This is a genomic window from Polyangium sp. 6x1, assembly GCF_029946515.1.
GTDB lineage: Bacteria > Myxococcota_A > Polyangia > Polyangiales > Polyangiaceae > Polyangium.
Map to the genome: position 1 here is coordinate 16,965 of NZ_JARZHH010000069.1, position 22,394 is coordinate 39,358.

General features: G+C 68.5%; 22 protein-coding genes. 8 read left to right on the top strand and 14 right to left on the bottom strand.

Going from position 1 to position 22,394, the window contains the following annotated elements:
• Positions 1-28: 28 nt before the first annotated feature.
• The gene (locus tag QHF85_RS40375) at positions 29-2,698 is read right to left on the bottom strand and encodes a tetratricopeptide repeat protein (protein WP_281332762.1); all 2,670 of its coding nucleotides are present in this window, start codon (positions 2,696-2,698) and stop codon (positions 29-31) included.
• A gap of 111 nt (positions 2,699-2,809) precedes the next feature.
• Positions 2,810-5,620: an HAD-IC family P-type ATPase gene (locus tag QHF85_RS40380; RefSeq protein WP_281332763.1), complete on the bottom strand. Its 2,811-nt coding sequence runs from the start codon at positions 5,618-5,620 to the stop codon at positions 2,810-2,812.
• A gap of 113 nt (positions 5,621-5,733) precedes the next feature.
• Between QHF85_RS40380 and QHF85_RS40385 the strand changes: the two genes are divergently transcribed.
• Positions 5,734-6,912 carry a hypothetical protein gene (locus QHF85_RS40385; protein ID WP_281332764.1) on the top strand — a complete coding sequence of 393 codons (1,179 nt, stop codon included), beginning with the start codon at positions 5,734-5,736 and terminating at the stop codon, positions 6,910-6,912.
• Between the two features lie 3 nt (positions 6,913-6,915).
• On the opposite strand, the gene QHF85_RS40390 is transcribed toward QHF85_RS40385, so the two are convergent.
• Both QHF85_RS40390 and QHF85_RS40395 read right to left on the bottom strand, forming a co-directional pair.
• Positions 6,916-7,311, bottom strand: coding sequence for a VOC family protein (locus tag QHF85_RS40390; RefSeq protein WP_281332765.1), 396 nt, complete (start codon positions 7,309-7,311; stop codon positions 6,916-6,918).
• Between the two features lie 139 nt (positions 7,312-7,450).
• Entirely contained in the window at positions 7,451-8,875 is a 1,425-nt protein-coding gene (locus QHF85_RS40395) for a hypothetical protein (RefSeq protein ID WP_281332766.1), read from the bottom strand.
• 208 nt (positions 8,876-9,083) lie between these two features.
• Between QHF85_RS40395 and QHF85_RS40400 the strand changes: the two genes are divergently transcribed.
• Complete coding sequence (locus QHF85_RS40400) at positions 9,084-10,037, top strand: formate/nitrite transporter family protein (protein WP_281332767.1); 954 nt, start codon at positions 9,084-9,086, stop codon at positions 10,035-10,037.
• Here the strand turns inward: QHF85_RS40400 and QHF85_RS40405 are convergent.
• Positions 10,021-10,575, bottom strand: coding sequence for a superoxide dismutase family protein (locus QHF85_RS40405; RefSeq protein ID WP_281332768.1), 555 nt, complete (start codon positions 10,573-10,575; stop codon positions 10,021-10,023). The genes QHF85_RS40400 and QHF85_RS40405 overlap by 17 nt on opposite strands.
• A gap of 158 nt (positions 10,576-10,733) precedes the next feature.
• Here QHF85_RS40405 and QHF85_RS40410 point away from each other — a divergent pair, with 158 nt between their 5' ends.
• Both QHF85_RS40410 and QHF85_RS40415 read left to right on the top strand, forming a co-directional pair.
• A complete protein-coding gene (locus QHF85_RS40410; protein ID WP_281332769.1) occupies positions 10,734-12,188 on the top strand; it encodes a serine/threonine-protein kinase in 1,455 nt (484 codons plus the stop codon).
• A complete protein-coding gene (locus QHF85_RS40415) occupies positions 12,185-13,201 on the top strand; it encodes a tetratricopeptide repeat protein (RefSeq protein ID WP_281332770.1) in 1,017 nt (338 codons plus the stop codon). The genes QHF85_RS40410 and QHF85_RS40415 overlap by 4 nt, the downstream gene beginning before the upstream one ends.
• 3 nt (positions 13,202-13,204) lie before the next feature.
• Here the strand turns inward: QHF85_RS40415 and QHF85_RS40420 are convergent, their stop codons facing one another.
• Complete coding sequence (locus QHF85_RS40420) at positions 13,205-13,906, bottom strand: hypothetical protein (protein WP_281332771.1); 702 nt, start codon at positions 13,904-13,906, stop codon at positions 13,205-13,207.
• 68 nt (positions 13,907-13,974) lie between these two features.
• Between QHF85_RS40420 and QHF85_RS40425 the strand changes: the two genes are divergently transcribed.
• Positions 13,975-15,312: a sigma 54-interacting transcriptional regulator gene (locus tag QHF85_RS40425; RefSeq protein WP_281332772.1), complete on the top strand. Its 1,338-nt coding sequence runs from the start codon at positions 13,975-13,977 to the stop codon at positions 15,310-15,312.
• Between the two features lie 3 nt (positions 15,313-15,315).
• On the opposite strand, the gene QHF85_RS40430 is transcribed toward QHF85_RS40425, so the two are convergent.
• The 7 genes from QHF85_RS40430 to QHF85_RS40460 all read right to left on the bottom strand — a co-directional run bounded on the left by QHF85_RS40430 (position 15,316) and on the right by QHF85_RS40460 (position 20,490).
• Positions 15,316-16,251: a phytochelatin synthase family protein gene (locus QHF85_RS40430; protein ID WP_281332773.1), complete on the bottom strand. Its 936-nt coding sequence runs from the start codon at positions 16,249-16,251 to the stop codon at positions 15,316-15,318.
• Positions 16,248-17,285, bottom strand: coding sequence for a TauD/TfdA family dioxygenase (locus QHF85_RS40435; RefSeq protein ID WP_281332774.1), 1,038 nt, complete (start codon positions 17,283-17,285; stop codon positions 16,248-16,250). Before QHF85_RS40435 ends, QHF85_RS40430 begins: the two co-directional genes overlap by 4 nt.
• Before the next feature lie 13 nt (positions 17,286-17,298).
• Positions 17,299-17,955, bottom strand: coding sequence for a methyltransferase domain-containing protein (locus tag QHF85_RS40440; protein ID WP_281332775.1), 657 nt, complete (start codon positions 17,953-17,955; stop codon positions 17,299-17,301).
• Positions 17,952-18,428, bottom strand: coding sequence for an arsenate reductase ArsC (locus QHF85_RS40445; RefSeq protein ID WP_281332776.1), 477 nt, complete (start codon positions 18,426-18,428; stop codon positions 17,952-17,954). Before QHF85_RS40445 ends, QHF85_RS40440 begins: the two co-directional genes overlap by 4 nt.
• Complete coding sequence (gene arsB / locus QHF85_RS40450) at positions 18,425-19,546, bottom strand: ACR3 family arsenite efflux transporter (RefSeq protein WP_281332777.1); 1,122 nt, start codon at positions 19,544-19,546, stop codon at positions 18,425-18,427. Before arsB ends, QHF85_RS40445 begins: the two co-directional genes overlap by 4 nt.
• A 75-nt stretch (positions 19,547-19,621) precedes the next feature.
• Entirely contained in the window at positions 19,622-20,119 is a 498-nt protein-coding gene (locus QHF85_RS40455; protein ID WP_281332778.1) for an ArsI/CadI family heavy metal resistance metalloenzyme, read from the bottom strand.
• A gap of 59 nt (positions 20,120-20,178) precedes the next feature.
• Entirely contained in the window at positions 20,179-20,490 is a 312-nt protein-coding gene (locus tag QHF85_RS40460) for a metalloregulator ArsR/SmtB family transcription factor (protein WP_281332779.1), read from the bottom strand.
• A 222-nt stretch (positions 20,491-20,712) separates the two neighbouring features.
• Here QHF85_RS40460 and QHF85_RS40465 point away from each other — a divergent pair, with 222 nt between their 5' ends.
• The 3 genes from QHF85_RS40465 to QHF85_RS40475 are packed head-to-tail and all read left to right on the top strand — an operon-like array spanning position 20,713 to position 21,984.
• Positions 20,713-20,856: a hypothetical protein gene (locus tag QHF85_RS40465; RefSeq protein WP_281332780.1), complete on the top strand. Its 144-nt coding sequence runs from the start codon at positions 20,713-20,715 to the stop codon at positions 20,854-20,856.
• Positions 20,857-20,900: 44 nt separating this feature from the next.
• Complete coding sequence (locus QHF85_RS40470; RefSeq protein ID WP_281332781.1) at positions 20,901-21,443, top strand: sigma-70 family RNA polymerase sigma factor; 543 nt, start codon at positions 20,901-20,903, stop codon at positions 21,441-21,443.
• Entirely contained in the window at positions 21,430-21,984 is a 555-nt protein-coding gene (locus tag QHF85_RS40475; protein WP_281332782.1) for a hypothetical protein, read from the top strand. Before QHF85_RS40470 ends, QHF85_RS40475 begins: the two co-directional genes overlap by 14 nt.
• A 6-nt stretch (positions 21,985-21,990) precedes the next feature.
• On the opposite strand, the gene QHF85_RS40480 is transcribed toward QHF85_RS40475, so the two are convergent.
• Entirely contained in the window at positions 21,991-22,356 is a 366-nt protein-coding gene (locus QHF85_RS40480; protein WP_281332783.1) for a DUF3703 domain-containing protein, read from the bottom strand.
• Between the last annotated feature and the right edge of the window lie 38 nt (positions 22,357-22,394).

A 22,394-nucleotide genomic window follows, 5' to 3' on the forward strand; every position in this document is an offset into this window, starting at 1 on the left:
GCCGGGTAGCACGGAGCCGAGGCTCCCGTCACCCCACCTCGATGTCCGCCTCCGGCGCGGGCGGCAGCTCCGACTTGCTCGCGCTCGTCATCTGCAGCCGCCCGAAGATCTCGTCGGCGCGCCCGTCCATCGTGCTCGCCTCCTTCTGCACCTCTTCGTTGCCGGCGAGCTCCGGGTTCTTCCGCAGGAAACGCGCGTACGTCTTGAAGGTCCGCGCGAGCTCCACCTCGTTGCCGCTCTGCTCGAAGATCGCCACGGCGCGGTCGAAGTACTCGCGCGCGCTCGTCGTATGCGCGTGGCCCCAGCCGCCGGCCGCCGTGATCTCCCCGAGCGTCCGCAGCGCCGCCGCGAGGTGCACCTTGCTGCGCACCGAGGCGAAGAGGTCGACGGCGCGGCCGATGCAGTCGCGCGCCTTCCCGAGGTCGCCTTGCATCAGGTACGCCTTGCCGAGCGCGCGCAGCGTCTCGGCGAGCTTCAGCCGATCGCCGAGCTCGTCGCACAGGCCCTCGGCACGCACGAGCACGCCGATCGCCATCGAAGGCTCGCCGCTGCGGTAGTACGTCGTCCCGATGTTCGTCAGCACGAGCGCGATCTTGTTCCGATCGCCGATCTGCTGCGCGACCTCGAGCGCCTCCTCGAACATCACGAGCGCCTTCTGGAAGTTCCTGCGCTCCTCGGCGATCGTCCCGAGGTTGTTCAGCGTCGTCACCACGCCGACGAGGTCGCCGACCTCGCGCCGGATCGTGAGCGACTGCTCGAACGCCTCGAGCGCCTCCTTGAACTGACCCGAGTCCTGCAGCGCCAGGCCCACGTTGTTGAGCGACAGCGCGATCGATCGCCGGTCGCCGAGCTTCTTCCGCCGCGCGAGGCCGTCGCGGAAGCTCGTGAGGGCCGACTCGTACTCGCCCTTGAGCCAGGCGATCTTGCCGAGGTCGTCGATCGTCGAGGCCACGCCGCGCTCGTCGCCCGACGCTTCGAAGAGCGACATCGCCGTCGCCAGGTGCCGCTCGCCCTCGTCGAGCGAGCCCATGTCGCGGAAGAGCCGGCCGATGCGGTTGTGCGCGGCGCCGCCCTTCTTCTTCATGTCGAGCCGGTACGCGAGCGTCAGCATCCCGCGGAACGCCGCCATCGCGTCGTCGATGTAACCCATCGACTGGAGCACGTCGCCGTACGCATGCAGCGCGTCGATCCGCGCGCCGTCGTGCGAGTCGCCGAGCAGCTCCAGGCCCCGCTGGTAGTACTCGCACGATTTGCCGTTCGCGTACCTTCGCCGCGCCACGGCCGCCGCCTCCAGGTACGCGATCCCCGCCTGGATCGACTCGCCCGCTTGCTCGCGATGACGCGCCAGCGACGCGATCCGCTCCTCGCTCGTGCGCACGCCGGGCTGGTGCTCCATCCAGTCGGCGATGACGCGGTTCGACAGGCTCTTCGCGTCGACGCTCGTCCGCGCCGCGATCGCCTCGCGCTCCTCGCTCCGCGCCCAGGCGTACTCCACCGAGCCGGGAAAAATCGTCCCGGCGCGGCGCACGATCCACCCGTTCTTGCGCAGGCCGTCGAGCATCCGACCGATCCGCGCGACGTCGCCCGTCTCTTCCTCCACCCAGAGGTCCGGCGCTTCGAGGCCCGTGCGCGCGAGCGCGACGAACGCGCCGCTCCAGAACACCGCGCCCATCGCGGCCGCCTGTTCGAGCACCGTGCGCTCCTCCTCGTCGAGCGAGGCCACGCGCGCTTGCACCGCGTCCTCGACCGTCGCCGGCAGCCGCGCCGCCGCGAGCCGCTCCGGGTAGAGCACGCGCCGCGCCTCGCCCTCCTCCGTCACGGCCTCGTCGATCACGCCCTCGGCCGCGTAGATCTCCACCATCTGCGCGAGCAGCCCCGGGTTGCCGCGCGCGAACGCACACGCCGTCTCCACGAGCGGCGCGGGCACCTCGCCGCCGTTCGCGTAGACGGCGAGCATCGCGCTCGACACGCGCGCGCTGTCCGCGTCTCCGAGCGGACCGAGCGAAAGCAGCGTGTGCCTGCGCTCGCCCACGCGCGCCCAGTCCTCCTGCCGGTAGACGAGATCGTCGCGGCCCGTGCAGATCACGAGGATCGGACCCGTCAGGTATTCGAGCAGGTAACGCAGCAGCGAGAGCGCGTCCTCGTGCGCCTCGTGCAGGTCTTCGAGCACCAGGATGAGCGGACCCTTCTGCGCGTCCGCTTCGAGGAACGCCTTCACCACGGCGCGCCGCACGAGCTCGGCCTCGTGCGGATCGTCGCTCACGGCGCGCGTCAGCGGGCTCTCCTCCTCGGTCAGGCCGAGCAGCTGCCCGAGGAACGTCACGGCATCGCTCACGCGCCGCGGCTCGAGCACGCCTTCGAGCTGCCGCCGGATCGTCGCGCGCGCCTCGTCCGGATCCATGCCGCGCACGAGGCCGAAGCGCGAGCGGATGAGCCGCGCGAAGGGCGAGAACGACACGGACCCGTCGCGCGCGCTGCCTTCGAACGCGCGGACCTCGTCCTTGCGCGACGCCACGAACTCCGCGACGAGCCGCGTCTTGCCGATGCCTGCGGGTCCGACGATCGTCACGATGCGCGTGTCGCGCCGCTCCTCGACGCCGGCGAGACTCTCGTCGAGGAGGGCAAGCTCTTCGTCTCGGCCTACGAGCGGACACGTGGGCGCGCGTGGCGCACTGACGTTTGGTCTCTCGGTCTCCATCGAGCTCCGCGGAGGTCTGGCGAGGGAGGTTTTTCTCCGACGCGGCGAGGGTATAGCCTTGCCCGCTCCGAGGAAAGCGGCGCCGGCGGCATTTTCGAGTGTTCGCCGTCTTCAAGAGGGGTGAGGTCGGAGCCGCGGGCGGAAGAACCGGACGCTCGGGCCGCCCGGGGTACGTCCGGTCCGGCGCATGGACCTCCGCCGTTGCCACCGCTTCTCCAGGGCGATGACCGGCAGGAGCACGAGGGCGGCGGCCGTGGATTTCGCCCACTCCGCGGCGCCGAGCGGGGCCGAGTCGAAGAGCACGTGCATGAACGGCAGGTACACGAACCCGAGCTGGAGCAAGAGGAGCGCCCCGATCCCCACGTACACGAGCGGGTTCGAGAACAAGCCGATGTCCAGGGACGACCCTTGAAGCGAGCGGCAGTTCAGGAGGTAGAACACCTGGAACAGGACCATCGTGGTCACGGCCATCGTCTGCGCCTCGCGCAAGGCGAACTCCGGGGACAGGCCTGCGTCGAGCTTGTCCCGGTACTCCATCAAGAAGAGCCCCACCGCGCCGGCCGTCATGAGCAGCGCCACGATCACCGTCCGCGCGAGGACGAACCGCCCCAGGATGGGCTCGTCGGTGCGCCGCGGCGGACGCTCCATCAGGTTCGGCTCCTTGGCCTCGAACGCGAGCGGCAAGGACAACGTCACCGTCGCGACGAGGTTGATCCAGAGGATCTGCACGGGCGCCATCGGCAGGAGCGGCCGCCCGTCTTCGAGCGGGAAGAACAGCACCGCGATGAGGAGCACGAGCGCCTCGCCGATGTTCGTCGGCAGCACGAACGCGAGCGCCTTGATCAGGTTGTCGTAGACCCGCCTCCCCTCCTCCACGGCCGCGCGGATGCTCGCGAAGTTGTCGTCCGTGAGCACGATGTCGGCCGCCTGCTTGGCCACGGCCGTCCCCGTGATCCCCATGGCCACGCCGATGTTCGCCTGCTTCAGCGCCGGCGCGTCGTTCACGCCGTCGCCCGTCATCGCCACGACCTGCCGCGCGGCCTGCAGCGCCTCCACGAGCTTGAGCTTGTGCTCCGGCGCGACGCGCGCGAACACGTTGCGCGTCCGCGCCGCCGTCGCGAGCTCCGCGGACGACATCGCCGAGAGCTCGCGGCCCGTCACGGCCTCGTCTTCGGCACCGAGCAGCCCGAGCTCGACCCCGATCGCCTTCGCCGTCACGGGGTGATCCCCCGTGATCATCTTGACCGTGATGCCTGCGCGTTGACACGCCTTCACCGCGTCGATCGCCTCCGGCCTCGGCGGATCGATCATCCCCACGAGCCCGAGCAGCTCGAAGCCGCCCGCGACCTCCGCCTCGCCGAGCTGCTCGATCCGCGCCTCTGGCTTGCGTGACGCCACCGCGAGCACGCGCATCCCGCGCGACGCCATCACCTCCACGTGTCCGAGCACCGCGGCGCGATCGAGCGACGCTCCACCGGCGAGCCGACTCGCGCGGCCGAGCACCACCTCCGGCGCGCCCTTCATCAGGATCTCTTGCTCGCCCGACGGAGGCGCGTGCAGCGTCGCCATGTACTTGTGCTCCGACTCGAACGGGATCGCGTCGCGCCGCGGCGCCTCTGCGTGCAGCGCGTCGCCCATCATCCCGAGCTTCTGCGCGGCCACGACGAGCGCGCCTTCCGTCGGGTCTCCCGTGATCCCGAAGCCTCCGCCCTCGCGCTGTGCAAGCCGCGCGTCGTTGCACAGCGCCGCGGCCCGGAGCAACGCGCGCACGTCGTCCGGCGTCGCGCCCACCGGCTTTCCGCCGCGCCGAAGCTCGCCTTCCGGCGCGTATCCCACGCCCGACAGCTCGTAGCCGCCCGACGACGCCCAGATCGCCGCCACCGTCATCTCGTTCCGCGTCAGCGTGCCCGTCTTGTCCGTGCACACCATGCCCGCTTGCCCCAGCGTCTCGACGGCCGGCAGCTTCCGCACCACCGCGCGACGCGCCGCCATGCGTCGCACCCCGATGGCCAGCGCGATCGTGATGATCGCCGGCAAGCCCTCCGGGATCGCCGCAACCGCGAGCGTGATGCCCGCGAGGATCGCTTCGAGGAACGGATATCCGCGCACGAGCGCGACCGCCACCATCACCGCCGCCACGATCGCGATCGCCACCGTCAGCACCTGCGCCACGCGCGCGAGCGACCGCGTGAGCGGCGTCTCGAGCTCCGTGGCTTCGCGCAGCATCGACGAGATCTTCCCGATCTCCGTCTGCGCGCCCGTCGCCACCACCACGGCTTGCCCCGTGCCCATCGTGATGAGCGTGCCGCCATGGACCATGTTCTTCCGGTCGGCCACGGCTGCGTCCTTCGACACCGGCTCGACGTGCTTGCGCACCGGTATCGACTCGCCCGTCAGCGGCGCCTCGTCGGCCGCGAGGTTCTTCACGTGCAAGAGCCGCATGTCGGCCGCTGCCTTGTCCCCGGCCGCGAGCATCACGACGTCGCCGGGCACGAGCTCTTCCGCGGGCACCGAGATCCTTCCGCCGTCGCGCATCACCGTCGCGAGCTCGGGCACGAGCATCGAGAGCGCCTCGATCTCCTGCCCTGCGCGGTACTCCTGGATGAACCCGATCAGCGTGTTCAGCACGACCACGCCGAGCACCACCGCGCCGTCCGTGATCTTCCCGAGCGCGAACGCGAGCACCGCGGACGCGATGAGCACGTAGATGAGCGGGCTCTTGATCTGCCGCAGCAGCAGCGTGAGCGGCCCTTCCCGGGCGGCCCTCGGCAGCACGTTGGGTCCGTGCTCGGCGAGCCTGCGTTTGGCCTCCGTGGTGACGAGCCCGAGCTCGGTACTCCCGAGCGCTGCGAGCACGGCTTCGGCTGGGTCCGCGTGGTACGACGACGGCTCGATGCGGGCGGGCGCGGGCGTGTCTGGCATGATGTCCCTCCCAGACGCCTTCACGGAGCGTGCCGAGCCGATCGGTTTCGTTTCGAACGGGCGGGGGAGCGCTTCGGATGCCCATGGCCCGCGGGCCGGGGTAAGCTCACCGCGTGAGCGACCAAGGGGAACGGCCGAGCTACGACCCGGCCGAGGTGCGCCGAAGCATCACGCTTTGTTTCAGCGCCAAGGATCTACGCGAGCTCGCCGAGGGCCTCGGCGCGACCGGCCTGCCCGGCGAGGGCCGCGGCATCCAGGACGTCGCGCGTGAGGTCGTCCGGCACTTCGAGCGGCAAGGCTCGCTCGATCGTCTCGTCGAAGCGCTGAAGCAGGCGCGACCGCTGATGGAGTGGCCCGCTCCGCTCCACGGCGCCGCAGCGCCCGCCTTCCCGCCGCCTCCGCCCCTCGCGCCCCTTGCACCCGAAGCTGCTCTCGCGCCCGCGGCTGCTCCCGAGCCCGCGACCGCTTCCGCTCCCGCTCCCGAGCCCGCCTCCGCTTCCGCGCCTGATGCCGCCTCCGCCCCCGCGCCGCCCGCTCCCACCGTCGTCGAGCCTCCGCGCGGCCCGGAAGCTCCGCTCCTCCGTGATCCCTACGCGCCCGTCTGGCCCGGCACGACGGCTCCGCGCGAGGCTGCGCGCACCGTCGACGGACGCCGCTTCACCTTGCTCTTCGCCATCGCCGCCGTCGTCATCGTCGTCGCTTCCGTCGGCGCGTTCCTCATCGGCCGCGCTGGCTCGAACGCATCCGGCCCGGCGCCGCTCCTCGCCGGCACCGACGCGATGGCCAAGGGCGAACGACCTCTCCGCGACAGCGGCCCCTCGCGCCTCGCGGCCGACGCGGTTCGGCGCAGCCTCGGCAACCTCGCGCGTGGCTGCGACTTGCCCCTCGGACCGAACGAGGAGCCCGGCGCCGACCTCTTCAAGAGCGCCTACGAGCAATGCGGCATGCGCCCCATGATCGGCCGCCCGCCTTCGGCCGGCCGCCCCACGCGCACCACGGACCCTGCCGGCGACGCGCCTCCGCCGGCAGGAGCCGACGCGCCCGACAGCCCCGCGCCCGCGAAGGCCCGCGCGGCGCCTGCCACGCAGCCTCGCAAGACGCCTGCCACCTCGGACAAACCTGCGCTCCCGGACAATGGCACGGCCTGCGTCGACCGCTGCTCCGCCACGCAGAAACAATGCAATCGTGGCTGCGGCAGCGAGCCGACCTTGAGCAGCGAGTACGGCCGGTGGCAATCGTGCCAGGCGCAATGCCTCTCGGCCGCGTCGCGCTGCCGACTCGCTTGCCAGTGAGCGCTACGCCTCCATGCGCTCGCTCGGCGCCACGAATGCGAGCTTGTACCCTTCCGGATCCGTCACCACGAGCTCACGCGTGAACCAGGGCTGATTTCGCGGCCCGTCCACCGCGGCGCCGCTGGCCTCGGCCCGCGCGCGCAGCTCGTCGAGCGACACCTCGTCGCCCACGTGGAAACACAGGATCACCCCGAGCCCGCGTTGCCCTGGCAGCTCGACGCCGGCCGGCATGCCGACCAGGAACAGATCGGCGTACCGGGCCCAGCGCAGGTGCACGAACACACTGTCGCGATTCACGCAGGAGAAACCGAGCGCCTCGTAAAACGCCGTCGAGCGCGCGGCATCCGAGACGAGCAGCCTCACGTGGGAGGGCATGAGGTAGGGTTCGTCGGGGGTCATGCGCTCTCCCTAGCACGACCGGAGCGCTGCACGGCCACCTGTTCGGCACCGCGAGCTCGCGCAGCGAGCTCGCCTCCAGGGGGTGAATCGGCCGGGCTCCGCCTGGCCGAGAGGGGGACGCGAGGCGTCCCCCTCGGGACTAACGGGAGGGGTTGGCCTTCGCGACCGGCGATGGGAGAAACACGACGCTCGCGCCCGCGTGACGCGGGACGAACTCCTCCACGAGCACGTGCTCCTTCCCGTAGTTCTTCGCGAGCCACACGCTGCAAGTCCGCGAATACTGATCGAAGTATTGATACTTCGTCGAGTAATTCACGCAAACCTCGAACGACTTCTTCGCCTGCAGCTTCTGGGGCTCGCTCGCCTCGTCGAGCTTCTCGTAATAGGCTTTACGCAGCTCCTCGTACGTCATCGTCGACCCGGGCACGGGCCCCTTGCCCCTCCAATCCTTCGGGATCGGGGCCGCGCGGAACTCCGCGACGAACTTCCCCCATAGCTGCCCCACGCGGGCCGCCGAGGCCACCACCCACCGCGGCGGCGCCACGGGCTGAAGCGCCGTCACCTGGCCATACGCCTTCTCCACCTCCTCGATCGCCGGCCGCTTCTTCTTCACCCAATCCACGACCTTCGTGTTGATGTGCTTCATCACATCGTCACGGCTCGCGGGCCCCTTGTATTCGGGATACCGGATGGCGTCGACCTCGGCCCGCTTTTGCTCGGCGAAGAAAAACAACGCCTCGCCCACGTCCGTCAACGACCGCCCGAGCCGCCGCATTTGCTCCTGATCGCTGCCGCCCATCGCCGCGAGCTGCTTCGTGCTGGCCTCGGGATCCTTCCACGCCGCGCGCACGACCTCGTATTCCTTCGCCGCGCCCTTCTTGTCGTCGAGCTTGTCCAGCGAGCGCCCGAGCAGCGTGTGCGCGTGAATCCGATCCTGCAGGCTCCCCGCCTTGTCCACCGCGGCCATCCACTTGCCGAGCCACGTGCGCGCGTCGGCCCATTTCTCCTCGTCGACCAGGGAATCTGCGACCGCCACGGCGAGCCGCGCAGACGCCTCCGGCTGCTTCGCGCCGTAATTCTTCGTGTAGAGCTCGACGTCCGCCATCGCCGCTTTGTAATCCTTGAGCCCGCTCCGCAGGATCACCGCCTCCATCAGCGCCGCCTGTGCCTGCGCCATTTGCGGGAACTTGCGCGCGGCCGACTCGTGGTAGCTCGCTGCCTCGGCGTATTCGCCGATCGACTGCAGGTCCGACGCGATCACGAACGCCGTCTCCTTGCCGTACTCCGTGTAATCGAGCCGGTTCTTCGGATCGAGGATCATCTTCCGCACGGCGATCGCCTTGTCTCGCTTGTGCGCTGCCTCGAACGCCGCCGCCGCCTTCACCAGCGCCTGCCCGGCTGCTGCGCAACCAGGCTCGTTCTTCTCGCAAAGCGGCTTGCCGCTCTCCTCCCACGTCTTCAGGAACGCCTCTGCCTCGGCCGCGGGATCCGTCGCCGCTGCGCCTCTCGGGTCCGGCGCCGGCGTCGCCTCGGCCCACGCGGCCCCCGTGACGAGCAACGACACCCCCAGAATCACTCGCGAGCTCCACCGCTTCGGGTTCATGTGCACCTCGATCGCTGGTTTGTTGTATCACACCCGCAGACCCGACCGGATCCCCGGGTTCTCGGACCGCAGATAGACGGAGCGACACGCACTTCCTTGGTGTGTTCCTGCGATCTTCCGGTGAGGGGCTTCCCAAGGGCGCGGCGCGCGGGTGATGATGGCGACGTTCATGGACTACGTCGCACCGTCGAAGGTCGTCTCCACCATGCTCGACGCGGGCGCCGCGAAGGCCGCGGCGTCGCTCCGGGACCTCGTGATCCGCGGCTTCCTCTCGGGCGCGCTCCTCGGCTTCGCCACGAGCTTCGCCATCACCACGACCGTCCAGACCACGCTCCCGATCGCCGGCGCGCTCGTCTTTCCGGTCGGCTTCGTGATGATCGTCCTGCTCGGCCTCGAGCTCGTCACGGGCAACTTCGCGGTCCTGCCCATGGCGATGCTCGACAAGCGCGCGACCTTCTGGCAGGTCGCCCGCAACTTCGGCGTCGTATTCTCTGCGAACCTCGCCGGCAGCCTCTTTTATGCGTGGCTGCTCTGCATCTCGCTCACCATGGCGGGCAGCGTCCCGCCCGACGCCGTCGCGAACAAGATCGTCGCCATCGCCCAGACCAAGACCCAGTTCCCCCAGTATGGCCTCGCCGGCCTGCTCGGCGTGTTCGTCCGCAGCATCCTCTGCAACTGGATGGTTTGTCTGGGCGTCGTCATGGCCATGACGTCCACGTCGACCGTCGGCAAGATCGCTGCCGCCTGGCTACCGGTGTTCGTCTTTTTCGCGCATGGCTACGAGCATTCGGTCGTGAACATGTTCGTCATTCCGGCCGGCATGATGCTCGGCGCGAAGGTGACGTTCGCGGACTGGTGGCTCAAGAACCAGCTCCCGGTCACGGCCGGCAATTTCGTGGGCGGCTGCGTCTTCACGGGAATGGCGCTTTATTTCACGCACAAACCCAAGCCCGAGCCCGCCGCGGAGAGCCCCGCGCGCCCGGAGAGCGCCGCGCCCCTCCCTGCCCCAAGCCTCGTCCTCGTCCCCGACCCTCCCGTGCTCGAGCTGCTCGCGAGCGAGCCCGAGCCTGCGGAGAGCCCCGCGCCAGAGCCCTCCCTCGACGAGGCTACGGATTCAGCTTGATCACGCCGCAACCGATCCGGGCCCCCGCATTGCCCGTGGGCTGCGTTTTGAAATCGTCCGGGGCCGCGTGCACCATGAATGCGTGATTGACCACGTCCGTGGACGACTCGTCCCCGAGCGTCCAGAGATTCGTGCGGAAGTAGAGCGACGCCAGCCCCATCATATCCGCCTCCACGTTGCCGATATCGCCCCGATGAAACGGCGGCCTCCCCCACTCCCCGTGCGCCTCGTTCGTCGGGTTCCAGTGCCCCATGGCGTTGTTTCCGTCCATGCCGCAGTCGGGCATCTCGTGGATGTGCACCGCGTGGACCCCGGGCGGGAGACCATTCAAGTGGAGCCGAAGCCCGACGAGCCCATTCTCCTCGCTGAACACGGCCGTCCCCGTGACGGTCTGGCCCGCCGAGGGCGTGATTTCCGCCGTCGCCCGCGGCCCCTCTTTTACGCCCTCCTGATGTTCGGTGACGTTGTCGCTGCACCCGGTCAGCGCCGTCAGGACACACGTGCCCAAGACCGCGAAAGGATGGCCTTTCTTCGTCACGTACCCCTCCCTGCCGTTGGTCCTCCAAGCGATACCGCCTGGAAAGCTCGGGCATCATGGCGCGTCCTCGGGGCTCGGCAAGCGTGCTTTCGTGGGCCCGATCGCCTCCTCGAAGGTGTAGCCAAGGAACACCCGGGAACGGTACTATCCGCCCTCCCATGCGAATGTGTCCGGAGTGCCGCGCGAGCTACGAGGACGACGTGTCCGTATGCCCGGCGCACGACGCGGCGCTCGTATCGCCAGATTTTTTCCCGACGGACGACACGCTCGAGCCCGGCACGATGGTCGGCGAGTACCGCATCGACCGCAAGATCGGCGGTGGGACGTTCGGCGACGTCTATGCCGGAGAGCACCCGCTCATCGGCAAGAAGGTCGCGGTCAAGGTCCTGAACCGGCGCTTCGCCTCGGACCCGGAGACCGTCTCCCGCTTCATTGCCGAGGCGCGCGCGGTGAACAAGATCCGCCACCGCAACATCATCGACATCTTCTCGTTCAACACGCTGCCTGGTGGCCGGCATTATTTCGTGATGGAGTACGTCGAGGGACAGACCCTCGCCGCGCTCCTCCAGCAGAAGCGCCGCTTGCCCATCGCGACGGCCCTCCCGATCGCCCAGGGCGTCGCCTCCGCGCTCGACGCCGCGCACGAGGCGGGCATCACGCACCGCGACCTCAAGCCGGAGAACGTCTTCCTCGCCGCCGAGCGCGACGGCTCCCATTTCCCCAAATTGCTCGATTTCGGCATTGCGAAGCTCGTGGACGACGACGTCGCCCACAAGACCGGCTCGGGCGTCCTGCTCGGCACGCCGCTCTACATGTCCCCCGAGCAGGCGCGCGGCAAGAAGGTCGACCCCCGCTCCGACATCTATTCGCTCGGCGTGATGATCCACGAAATGCTCACGGGCTCCGTGCCATTCAACGGCGACTCCGCGATGGACGTCGTCCTCCAGCACGACACCGAGCCGCCCCCCGCCATGGCGAGCGTTTGTCCCGACCTACCCACGGCGCTCGACGCGCCCGTCCTCGCCATGCTCGAAAAACGCCCGCGCAATCGCCCCGCGTCGGCGGGCGAGGCCGTCGCCGCCTTGGTCGCGCAGGCCGCCGCGCTCGGGCTCGTGTCCCGTCCGCCCTCGCCGTCGGCGATCGAGAGCGCCCGCGGCCCGCTCGAAAGCGGTGCCCTTCACGCCACCGCGCAAGCCGGCCGCTCCGCCCCCGCCGAGACGCCCCACGCGCGCTCCGAGCCCTCCGCGACCGAGCGCATGTCCGCCCTCGATTCGTCGAGCGTGCATCGAAAAAATGGCCCGCCCGCCCGCTGGCTCTTCGCCGCGCTCGGGCTCGCCGCCGCCGTCGGCACGGCCTCGTTCCTCGCGCGCTCACGCGCCCCGAGCGACGAGCCCTTCGGCCCCGGCGCCAGCACCGGCATGCACGACGAATCCCCCGAGCCCGAGCGGATCCCGAGCCCCAAGCCGTCCGCCGCGCCGCCCGAGATCACGCCCGCGCCCGCGCCGACGACCTCGGCCTCGGCCGCCCCGCCCATGCGCCCGGCCAAACCCGCCAGGACCAAAACACCGTCGAAGACGCAAAACCTCGATCCGATCCTCGGGGAGCGCGAATGAGGCGCTCGGCCCTTGCCATCTTGCTCTCGCTTGGCGTCGTTTCCTCCGGCGCCCCGGCGCGCGCGCAATCGCCGGAAGGCGCTTCCATTGCCCTCGCCGAGGCGCTCTTCACGCAGGGCCGCGCGCTCCTCGATCAGGGACGTCATGCCGAGGCTTGCCTCAAGCTCGCCGAGAGCCAGCGCCTCGACCCGAAGCTCGGCACGCTCTTGAACCTCGCCGTCTGCCACGAGAAGGAAGGAAAAACCGCGACGGCCTGGGCCGAATACATCTCCGCCGCCTCGCTCGCGCGGGGCAAGGGGCAAAAGGATCGCGAGCAATTCGCCCGCGACCACGTCGCCGAGCTCAAGAAAAAGCTCGCCTACGTGGTCCTGCGCATGGAGGCGCCGCCCGCCGGCCTCGGAATGAAGCTCGACGACAAACCCATCGACGTCGCAGCGCTGAACGTCCCCTTGCCGATCGACCCGGGCAAACACACCGTCACCGCGATAGCCCCGGGCAAACGTGCCTGGACCGGCGAGCTCCTCGTACCCGCGCAGCCGGGCGAGATTCCCGTCGAGATCCCCGCCCTCGAAGAAGTGCCGGCGCCGCCGCCCGAGGAAATCAAGCCGCCGCCCGCGCCCGCGATCCCACCGATGAAGCCGCCGCCCGCGGAGCCGACGACCCCCAAGGAGACCGGCCCGAGCGCCTCCACGATTCTCATGGTCACGGGGTTCGGCGGCGGCGGCGCGGCGCTCCTCGTGGGCGCGGTGACAGGGATCGTCACGCTGGCCAAGGCGAGCGAGATCCTGCCCAATTGCAATGGCTCGCGGTGCCCCGGGCAGAAGGACGCGCTCGCCGCGGCGAACACGCTGGCGAACGTGTCGAACATCGGGTTTGGCGTGGCGATCGTCGGCCTCGGCGTCGGCATCGCCGGCGTCGCCCTCGCGCCGAAACGCGAGGCAACGCCCCCGGCCGCCTTCTCCGTCACGCCCCTCCTCGGGCCTCTCGGGATCGGGCTCCGCGGCACGTTCTGACGCTCAGAGGCACGTCTCCGCCTTGCAATCACACGAGCCGCCGCAGACCAGATCGATCTCCACGGCGACGTCGCACGTGGCCTTGCAACGGTTGTCACCGCAGATCACGGTCGCGCCCGCGCAGCTCTGGCCTTTGCAGACAAGGCTGCATTCGCCGTCGGGGCCGCATTTCAACGTCAGGTTCTGACAACCTCCCTCCTCGCAAACGACCTCGCAGGGCGCGCCGCCCATGCAATTCACGAGGACGTCGTTGCATTGATCCTTGCATTCGAGCCGGAGGGGCGCCGGCCTCGTGTCGAGGGTCAACGTCAAGGTCCCGGCGTCCATGTCGGCCTGCGTGCACTCGTTCGGCGCGTCGCACACGCGCAAGCACACGTTCCCGACGCAGGAATCACATTCGGCGCTCGGACAAACGCCGGACATGGCCGACCACCCGCATCCCTCGCATGTCCCGGGCTGGTTCATCGGCGCAACGCAGACGGCGTCGTCCTTGCAGCCCCCTGTCATCCGGTTGCAGCTCGTGGTACACGCCGTCCCCTCCGCATTGCAGGCATAAGGGCCGCACGCCGCCTCGTCGCACGTCTCGCCGGAATCGTCCGTCGCCTCGAGCCCCGCGATCCCCGCGACGAACTGACAGCCGAAGGCCACGAGGCCCGAGGCCCACAGAAGCAGGGCGATCCGCGCCGCCTTCCCTGTTTGCATCATTGCACCCTCTGTCCGAGGATACCACGGGACGCGCACGTGGGGCCCGCGCCGTGGTAAGCTCCGCGCCCATGTCGGTGAAGAGCACGTTGCCCCTTCAATCCCGGGCCAAGGAGCTGCGCCTCGACGGTTTCTCGCTCACCGTCGTCGAGGGCCCCGGCGCCGGCGCCTCGCTGCGCGCCCAGATGCGCGAGGTGTCCGTCGGCACGGTCCAGGGAAACGATCTCGTGCTCCCCGATCCCACCGTCTCCCGCCACCATTTCAGCCTCTCGGCGACGCCCGAGGGGTATCTCTTGAAGGACCTCGGCTCCTCGAACGGGACGTGGGTCTCCGGCATGCGTGTCCTCTCGGGGTACGTCGAGCCCGGCGCCCGCGTGCGCGTCGGCCGCACGACGCTCCTCATCGATCAGGTGAACGAGGACATCTGTGAGGCGCTGAGCCCCGAGGACGGCTTCGGCTCGCTGCTCGGCCAGAGCTCCGCCATGCGCCGCATCTTCGCGGCCTTGCCCCGCGTCGCGCAATCCGACAGCACGATCCTCCTCGAAGGCGAGACCGGCACGGGAAAAGGCGTCCTCGCGGCGGCCATTCACGAGGCGAGCCCACGCGCCGCGGGGCCGTTCGTGGTCCTCGATTGCGCGGCCATCGCGCCGACGCTCATCGAGAGCGAGCTTTTTGGGCACGTCAAAGGCTCGTTCACGGGCGCGCAGGCCGATCGCGCGGGCGCGTTCGAGCAGGCGAAGGGCGGCACCATTTTCATCGACGAGATCGGCGAGCTGCCCCTCGACATGCAGCCGAAGCTGCTCCGCGCCCTGGAGGAGCGAAGCGTCAAGCGCGTCGGCGGTAACCAGCGCGTCAAGCTCGACGTCCGCGTGATCGCCGCGACGAACCGCGACCTGCGCACGGAGGTCAACCGCAACACGTTCCGCGCCGACCTGTTCTACCGGCTCAACGTGGTGCGCATCCACGTCCCGCCGCTGCGCGAGCGCACCGGTGACATCGAGCGCCTCGCGCGCCATTTCCACGCCGAGCTCGTCCCCGACAAACCCCTTCCGGACGACCTCCTCGAGTCGCTCCGCCGTCAATCGTGGCCGGGCAACGTGCGCGAGCTGCGCGCCGCGATCGAGCGCGCCGTCCTCTTCAACGACCCGGCGATCCTGGCGCTCGCGAACGAGATCGCGTCGGGCCCGTGCATCGAGGAGCGGGACGACGACATCGACCTCGAGGTCCCGTTCCGTGTGTGCAAGCAAAAAGCCTCGGATCAATGGGAGCGGCGCTATGTGCGGGCGCTGCTCCGGGCAACGAACGACAACCTCTCCGAGGCGTCGCGCCGCGTGAAGATGGACCGCAGCCACCTGCGCACGCTGCTCCGAAAATATGGGTTTCGCGGGGCGGACGAGGGCGGGGCCTAGTCTTCAGCCGGACGAGCCGAGCCGGCAGTGATCGGCATCCTCGAGGGCGGAGACCTGCGCGCGGAGTCGCTCCACCTGCGCCTTCAGGCTTGCGGGCACGTCGCCCGAACCTTGCAGGATCTCGAGCAAGCGCGGCGCGGGCGAGACGCCTGCCTGGAGACAGCCGGCCAGGACCAGGACGTCCGTGCCGTCGAGATCACGAAGGAAATGCTCGATTTCGGTCCAGTCGGCATCGGCGCGGAGGGCCGTCACAGGTGCCACCGGGTGCTCGCGCTCGATGGTCATGAACCCGCGGGACCGCCCCGAGGCTGGGTCGATCGGGAGCATGGCGCGAAAGAGCGTCTCGATCGGGACCCAATGCGGCGGGTATTTGAAGCGCGCCACGTCGAGCAGGAGCACGATATCCCGGTCCGCGTGCATACCGCCAATGGGCGAGAAGTGGCCGCTCCCGGTCTGACCCAGCGTCGCGCGGTCGTAGGCGACGACGAGATGGGTCTCGCCTGGGCGAGACGTAGCATCCCGAATCGCATTGCGAAACACCTCGACGGAGGAGGACTCCGCGAAGTGCGTATGGGTCCGGGTGCCGTTGCACCGGGCAAGGCATGCGAATTGCGTCAACGTGATCCCGTCCCGAGCAACCGCATCGAGCGGGCGACAGCAGTCCAGGTGCTCTTCCGCGTACCAGCGCCATGGCCCTTTCCACGCGCGGCCAGGATCGATCGTCAGCGCGTTCAACACCATGACGAGCGTACCAAGTCCGCAAAACGCGGGCTCGGCCTGGGTGTGGAACTGCTCGATGAGCGAAAAGAAGCCCTCCATCGTCCCCCCGGACAGAGCTTCGCGAAAGATCGCGCGCCCCTCCGCGGAGGAGAACGATATGCAGCCCTCGGGCAGGGGGCGCTTGTAGAACGACGGCTGGGCCTTGGGCATGGGCTTCATGAGCCTGCGCTCGAATGGCACATTTCCGTTTGTGGGACCGCCTCATCAGCATTCTGCTTCACAACACCACGCCGCAGCCGCAGATCCCCATCCTCGAAATCCGGCGCCGCGAGCCAGAGACGGAGCAGGTGCCGCTTGCGGTCGTCCTCGGGCCAATCCTCGTACTCCGTGCGCTTGTGCAGCACGACCGAGTTCTTCAGCCATTGCACGTCTCCAGGCTCGAAACGCATGTCCAGCGTGAGGCGCGGATCGTTCGCGACCGACTCGTAAAGCACGAGCAGCTCCTCCTGCGCGGGCGAAAGGCGCGGCACGTCGGGCAAAAGCTGCGCGTGCCGGATGTACCAGGCGATGAAAAACGTCGCCAGGTTGCGCCCGTCCCAGCGGCAGATCGGCATCGCGAACGTCCGCGGCATCCCTTCCGTCGCGCCCGGGAGCCGAAAATGCCACGGCTCGAAGAGGAGCGGCGCGAGATCGGGCCTCTTCGCGCGCACCTCCTCGAAGACCCGCACCGAGCTCACGAGACGGCTTGCACCGCCGCTCTTTGCCGTCTTCAGGCAGAGCAGGCCGATGATATCCGCGCCGTCCGTGTGGAAGTCTTGTTCCGCGCGTGTCGTGTAAAGGCGCGTCTCCGGATCGTGCGGGTCTGCGCCGGTATCACGGACATCGCAAAGCAGTTCCCCTGCAGTGTTCTGCGGGGCCGGCGTGCCGAGGTGCAGACCGAGGAGCCAGTAAAGCCGCGCAAGGTCGTCTCGCGTCGCGCCCTCGACCGGGACGCCTCGGACGAGGACGAACCCTCGGCCGCGCCGCAGCGCGTCTCGCCACGCCAGGCTCCCCGCTTCGACGCGAGGCATTGGAAACGCTTCCTTCTGGATCTCCGTGAGGCGCGGCGTCCGGGCCGAAAGCGACGTCAGGGCGCTCCGCAGCTCGGCGCGTTCGGCCTCATCGAGCACGTGGATCCAATCCGTGGAAGTCGACTCGGTGGCACCCACCCAGGCCGCCGAAAAGTCATCGAGAACGGGAGGAAGTTGCGTCATATGGGCACCTAATTCACGTCGCACGCGCAGTGACGATCTCGGTCGGAAAACCTAGCTGCGACACCCGCTCGGTGCGAACGCTAGCAAACCCGGCATTCTCCACGAACGGCGCAAGAGCAACACCCCGACATCCGCCCAAGAGCGCGGGGCTGATCCGATAAACCGCCTCGTAGATCCGCTCCACGCGCCCCTGGCCCACCGTCAGGTTTGCCAGCACGAGCCTCCCGTTCGGCTTGAGGACGCGCCGCATTTCCCGCAGCACTGGCACGAAGTCTCGCTCCGGGAGGAGATCGAACATATAGTTGTTCACGAGCAAATCGAACGTCGCGTCGTCGAAGTCGAGTTGGTGTGCGTCGCCGACACGCAGGCGATGACGACCTGGCAACCCTTCGACCTTGCGGCGCGCACGCGACAGCATCGCTTCGGTCAGATCGACACCTTCCGTGCGGCCCGACGGGTTTTTGACGACGAGCTCGCGAAACACGAGCCCCGTACCGACCGCGACCTCCAGCACCGTCTCACCGTCGCGCACATCCGCCTTCGCAACGCACGCCCGACGCGCGCGCGTCTCGGTGAGCGCAGCCCAGGCATCATAGATCCAGGCCACGCGCGCGTAAACCGAGGGGATCTCCCTCTGCGGCACACGGGCGTCCAACCTTGCCCCCGTCATGATCGCCCCCGGACACCTGGCGCGGGGCGCGGCTCCTCGGGGATGTCGAAGTGCGCCACGAGCACCTCCAGACGAGCCTGAATCTGCCCGCGGGCCGTGCGGAAACGCTCCAGCATTTGCTCGCGTGAGAGCGACGGATCGTCGCTCGCAGGATCGGGGATCGGCCAGTGGAGACGCGGAACATTACCGAGGAAAACGGGGCAAACCTCCTCGGCGCAAAGCGTGATGACCATGTCGACCGACGCAGGATCGATCGTGTCCACCGACTTCGATGCGTGCGTGGTCAAGTCGATGCCGATCTCCTGCGTCACTTCGATGGCGAAGGGGTTGACGCGGGATGGGCTGCTACCAGCGCTCTGTACCCGGACGCGATCACCCAAAAGCTTCCGCGCGAGACCTTCCGCCATCTGACTGCGGGCCGAGTTCGCGACGCACAGAAAGAGAATGCTTTTGGGGGCAGACAGGGCGGTCATCCGTGGACCTCCGATTCCGTGGGGGGTGTTGCGCAGGGCGCTGGTACAACTTCAACGCCGCCCGGGAAGAACCGCTTGCCGAGCCAGAGTGCGACGTTGACGAGCCCGATCAGGACGGGCACCTCGACGAGCGGCCCGATGACGGCCGCGAATGCCGCGCCGCTATGGATGCCGAACGTCGCGATGGCGACGGCGATGGCAAGCTCGAAGTTATTCGACGACGCCGTGAAAGAGAGCGTGGCGGCCTGCTTGTAGTCCGAGCCGACGCGCTTGCTCAGGAAGAACGAAACGAAGAACATCACGATGAAGTAGACCAGGAGCGGCACCGCGATGCGGAGTACGTCGAGGGGAAGCTGCACGATGGTCTCGCCCTTCAGGGAGAACATCACCACGATGGTGAAGAGCAGCGCAACGAGTGTGATCGGCCCGATACGCGGGACGAAATGGGTCTGATACCAGTCCGCGCCCTTGGACGACACGAGCACCCGGCGTGTGAGGAACCCCGCCGCGAACGGGACTCCAAGGTAGATGGCGACGCTCTTCGCGATCTCGATGATGGTGATGCTTACGACTGCGCCACCGAGCCCGAGCCACGAGGGCAGGAGCGTCGCGAAGAAATACGCGTACACCGAGAAAAATAGCACCTGGAAGATCGAGTTGAACGCGACCAAACCGGCGCAGTATTCGGTGTCCCCTTTCGCGAGGTCGTTCCAAACGATAACCATCGCGATACATCGTGCGAGCCCGATGAGGATGAGCCCCAGCATGTACTCGGGCTTGTCGCGCAGGAACAACACCGCCAGGCCGAACATCAACGCCGGGCCGATGATCCAGTTCTGCACGAGCGACAGTGCCAGCACGCGCTTGTTGCGAAAGACCTTCCCGAGCTCCTCGTAGCGGACCTTCGCGAGCGGAGGATACATCATCACGACGAGCCCGATGGCGATCGGGATCGACGTCGTGCCCACGCTCAGGCGATTCAAAAGCGCCGTAAAACCGGGCGCCGCGTAGCCGAGGGCCACGCCGAGCCCCATCGCGAGAAAGATCCACAGCGTCAGGTAACGATCGAGGAAGGATAACTTGCGGGCAATGCCGCCCGCCGCCGTCGACGTGTCCATTTGGCTCCAGCGTTGGAGAGGTGGCACGACGGCGACCCCTCACGGGAGGTCGCCGCCCGGCGTGTGGCTCGCCGATTACTCCGCCGTCTTCGGACCGCAGCAGGACAATGCCGACGGCTTGACCTCGGGCTTCTCCGAGAGGGAGACGGGCGTGCAGCACGCGCTTGCGTCCTTTCGCAGCGCCGGGGAGTCGCCCATGACGGGCGCGTCCGCCTTGACGACGAACACCTCCCAGGAGTTACCGTCCGGGTCCTCGATCCACACCTTGTCCTGCACCGCATAGCAGCAGGACGTCTCTTCCTCCGTCATCGTCTTCAGCCCCACGGCCTCGAAGCGGGTCTTCGCCTCGATGACGTCGTCCGTGGTCGCGACCTGGACGCCGAAGTGACTGGCGTTGACGCCTGTGCGGGGAGCCTCCTGCATCGTCAGATTGAGGGAGGGAATTTCGAGATCGAATTTCGCATATCCGGGACGCCGCTTCGTCGCTGCGACGCCGAACGCCTTCTCGTAGAAGGCGACGGATTGGTCGATGTTGGTGACGTTCAGAGACACGTGGGGCTTGAGGACGTTCATGCGGGGTCTCCTTTCTTCCAAAAAACTCGAACCACGGCGCAAAAAAAGGGGGCGGCCTTTCAGCAGCAGCCACCCTTGCCGCCGCGCTTGCAGCAGTCCTCCCAGACGTAGTCGGTGAGGACGCGCAGCGCCGCGTAATCGGCGGCGTAGTAGTGGAACGTGCCTTCGAGGCGGGTCGTGAACAGGCCGGCTTCGACGAGCCGCTTCAGGTGATGGCTCAGGGTCGACGGCGGTAGATCGACGTGCGCCTGGATCTCGCCCGCGGACGTCCCCCCTTCGCCCCCCTGCACGACGAAGCGCAGGATCTGAAGGCGAACGGGATGGCCGAGCGCGCTGAGCTGCTGGGCGTGACGATCTAGCTTCGAGGTCACGAGGCTATTTCTAACTTCCTCGAAGTAGGCTTGCAAGGGGCTTCTTCGAGAAACGTGGAAGTTGTCCCCGCCCGCGGGTCACCTGCGCGTACGAGGCAAGCGGTCCGAGCCGCTCTCCCTCGTGGTGCGGCGGAAAAAAGATCCTAGACCCGGTCACGCGGAGGCCGCCTCGCGCCTATCCGGATCGCCACGCTCGAAAGGCGCGGCAGATGGAGGAACACGATGAAGACGATCCGAAACACGTTCGTGCGTGCCGTCACGGTCCTTTCGCTGATGGCCATGCCGGTCGGCGCCCTCGCGGACGCGGGCCCCTGCCCCTGTGGCACCTCGTGCCCGTGCGGCGCAGGCTGCCCCTGCGGGCACTGAGACGAGAATCACGCATCGCCGGAGGACGGAAATAACGCCACGTGATGGACCAGGACGAACGCGAACGACTGCACAGGGCGATGGTTCGCCTCGCCGATGGGGATCGGAGTGCGTTCGAGCCGGTTCATGCAGCGATCTGGCCCGTCCTCCGGCGCTTCGCCGAGCGGGCGATGCCCAACCTGGCAGACGCCGAGGATGCCGCGCAATCGGCGTTGATCCGGGTGTTCTCGCGCGCGTCCGAGTTCGACGCGACGCGGGACGCGTGCTCCTGGATCCTGGGAATCGTGGCATACGAGTGCCGGACGCTGCGACAGAAGGCGCGTCGGCGCCGGGAGGATCCGGGCGGGCTCGACGAGCTCGGCCTGCGTGCTCCCACGGAGGAAGCAACCCCCGAGGAGCGTGTGATCGCGCAGGATTTACGGGAGGCTGCTCTCGAAGCGCTGGGAACACTGGGCGCAGAGGACGTCGATACATTGCGGCGGGTCCTCGCCGACGAGCGACCCGACGGCGCGACGTTCCGCAAGCGGGTCGAGCGCGCGATGCGGCGGCTGCGCGAGGCGTGGAGGGTGAAACATGGGATGGAGTGAGCAAGAGCTCGCAGCGCGTGCGAGGCGCGCGTACGAGGTTGGAAGGCTGCGATCGGCGGCACCGATCCTCGTCTATCTCGCGCCGGTCGTGGCGCTCGCGCTCGTAGGCGGCAATGCGGAGCTCGCGTGGACGGTGGGGGTGGGCGCGGCGCTCGGGGTGTTCGCCGTGGGGCTCCTCTTTCGTGGAGGCGCGCTCGGACGTGCCGTGCGACCGGGGCTCATGGCCGGGGTGATTCCGCTCGTGGCCCCCCTCGTGCTCCGCGCGACGGGGCATTGCTGCATGGCGGGTGCGTGCTCGCCGTTATGCCTGCCGGTATGTACGAGTGCAGGACTCGTGGCCGGGATCATGGTTGGTCTTCGTGCGGCGAGCGAGAACGACGGACGGCGCAGCTTCACGCTGTCCGCATCGGTGATCGCGGCCTTGATGGGCGCGCTGGGATGCATGGGGATGGGGCTCGGGGCTGTGGGGGGTATGGCCGTGGCGCTCGCGCTCGGGTCCGCGCCGCTCGCGGTCATGGGCCTGCGGCTGCGCCGCGAGTGAATGCTGCTATCGCGCAACGTCCCTGCGCGTCGTAGACGCCGCGGCGCTTTCGAGTTTTTCCCGTAGGTCCTCCGGGATGGGCATCGGGTCGAAGATGCCGACGTTCGCTCCCCCGGTATTGCCGAGCGGCGCGCGACCGAGCAGCGATCCCGGCGCGGCGAGCAGGAGACGGGGCAGTTGCCCGAGCATCTCGCGCACGTCCCTGCGCCGGAACGCAAAGCGGAACATGGACCAATGAACGCCGGTATGCGCGACAGCGAATGCCTGGCTCAGGATGTGAGCGCGCTCGAGCGCGCGCCACGCGGTCGCCATGTCGCCGCTCGCTTCGGCCGCTGCCGATGCGCCTAGCTCTGCCCTCAAAAGCTCAGCCATTTTCGTGTTCATACGGAATCCGAAGCCGAAGGACAGGG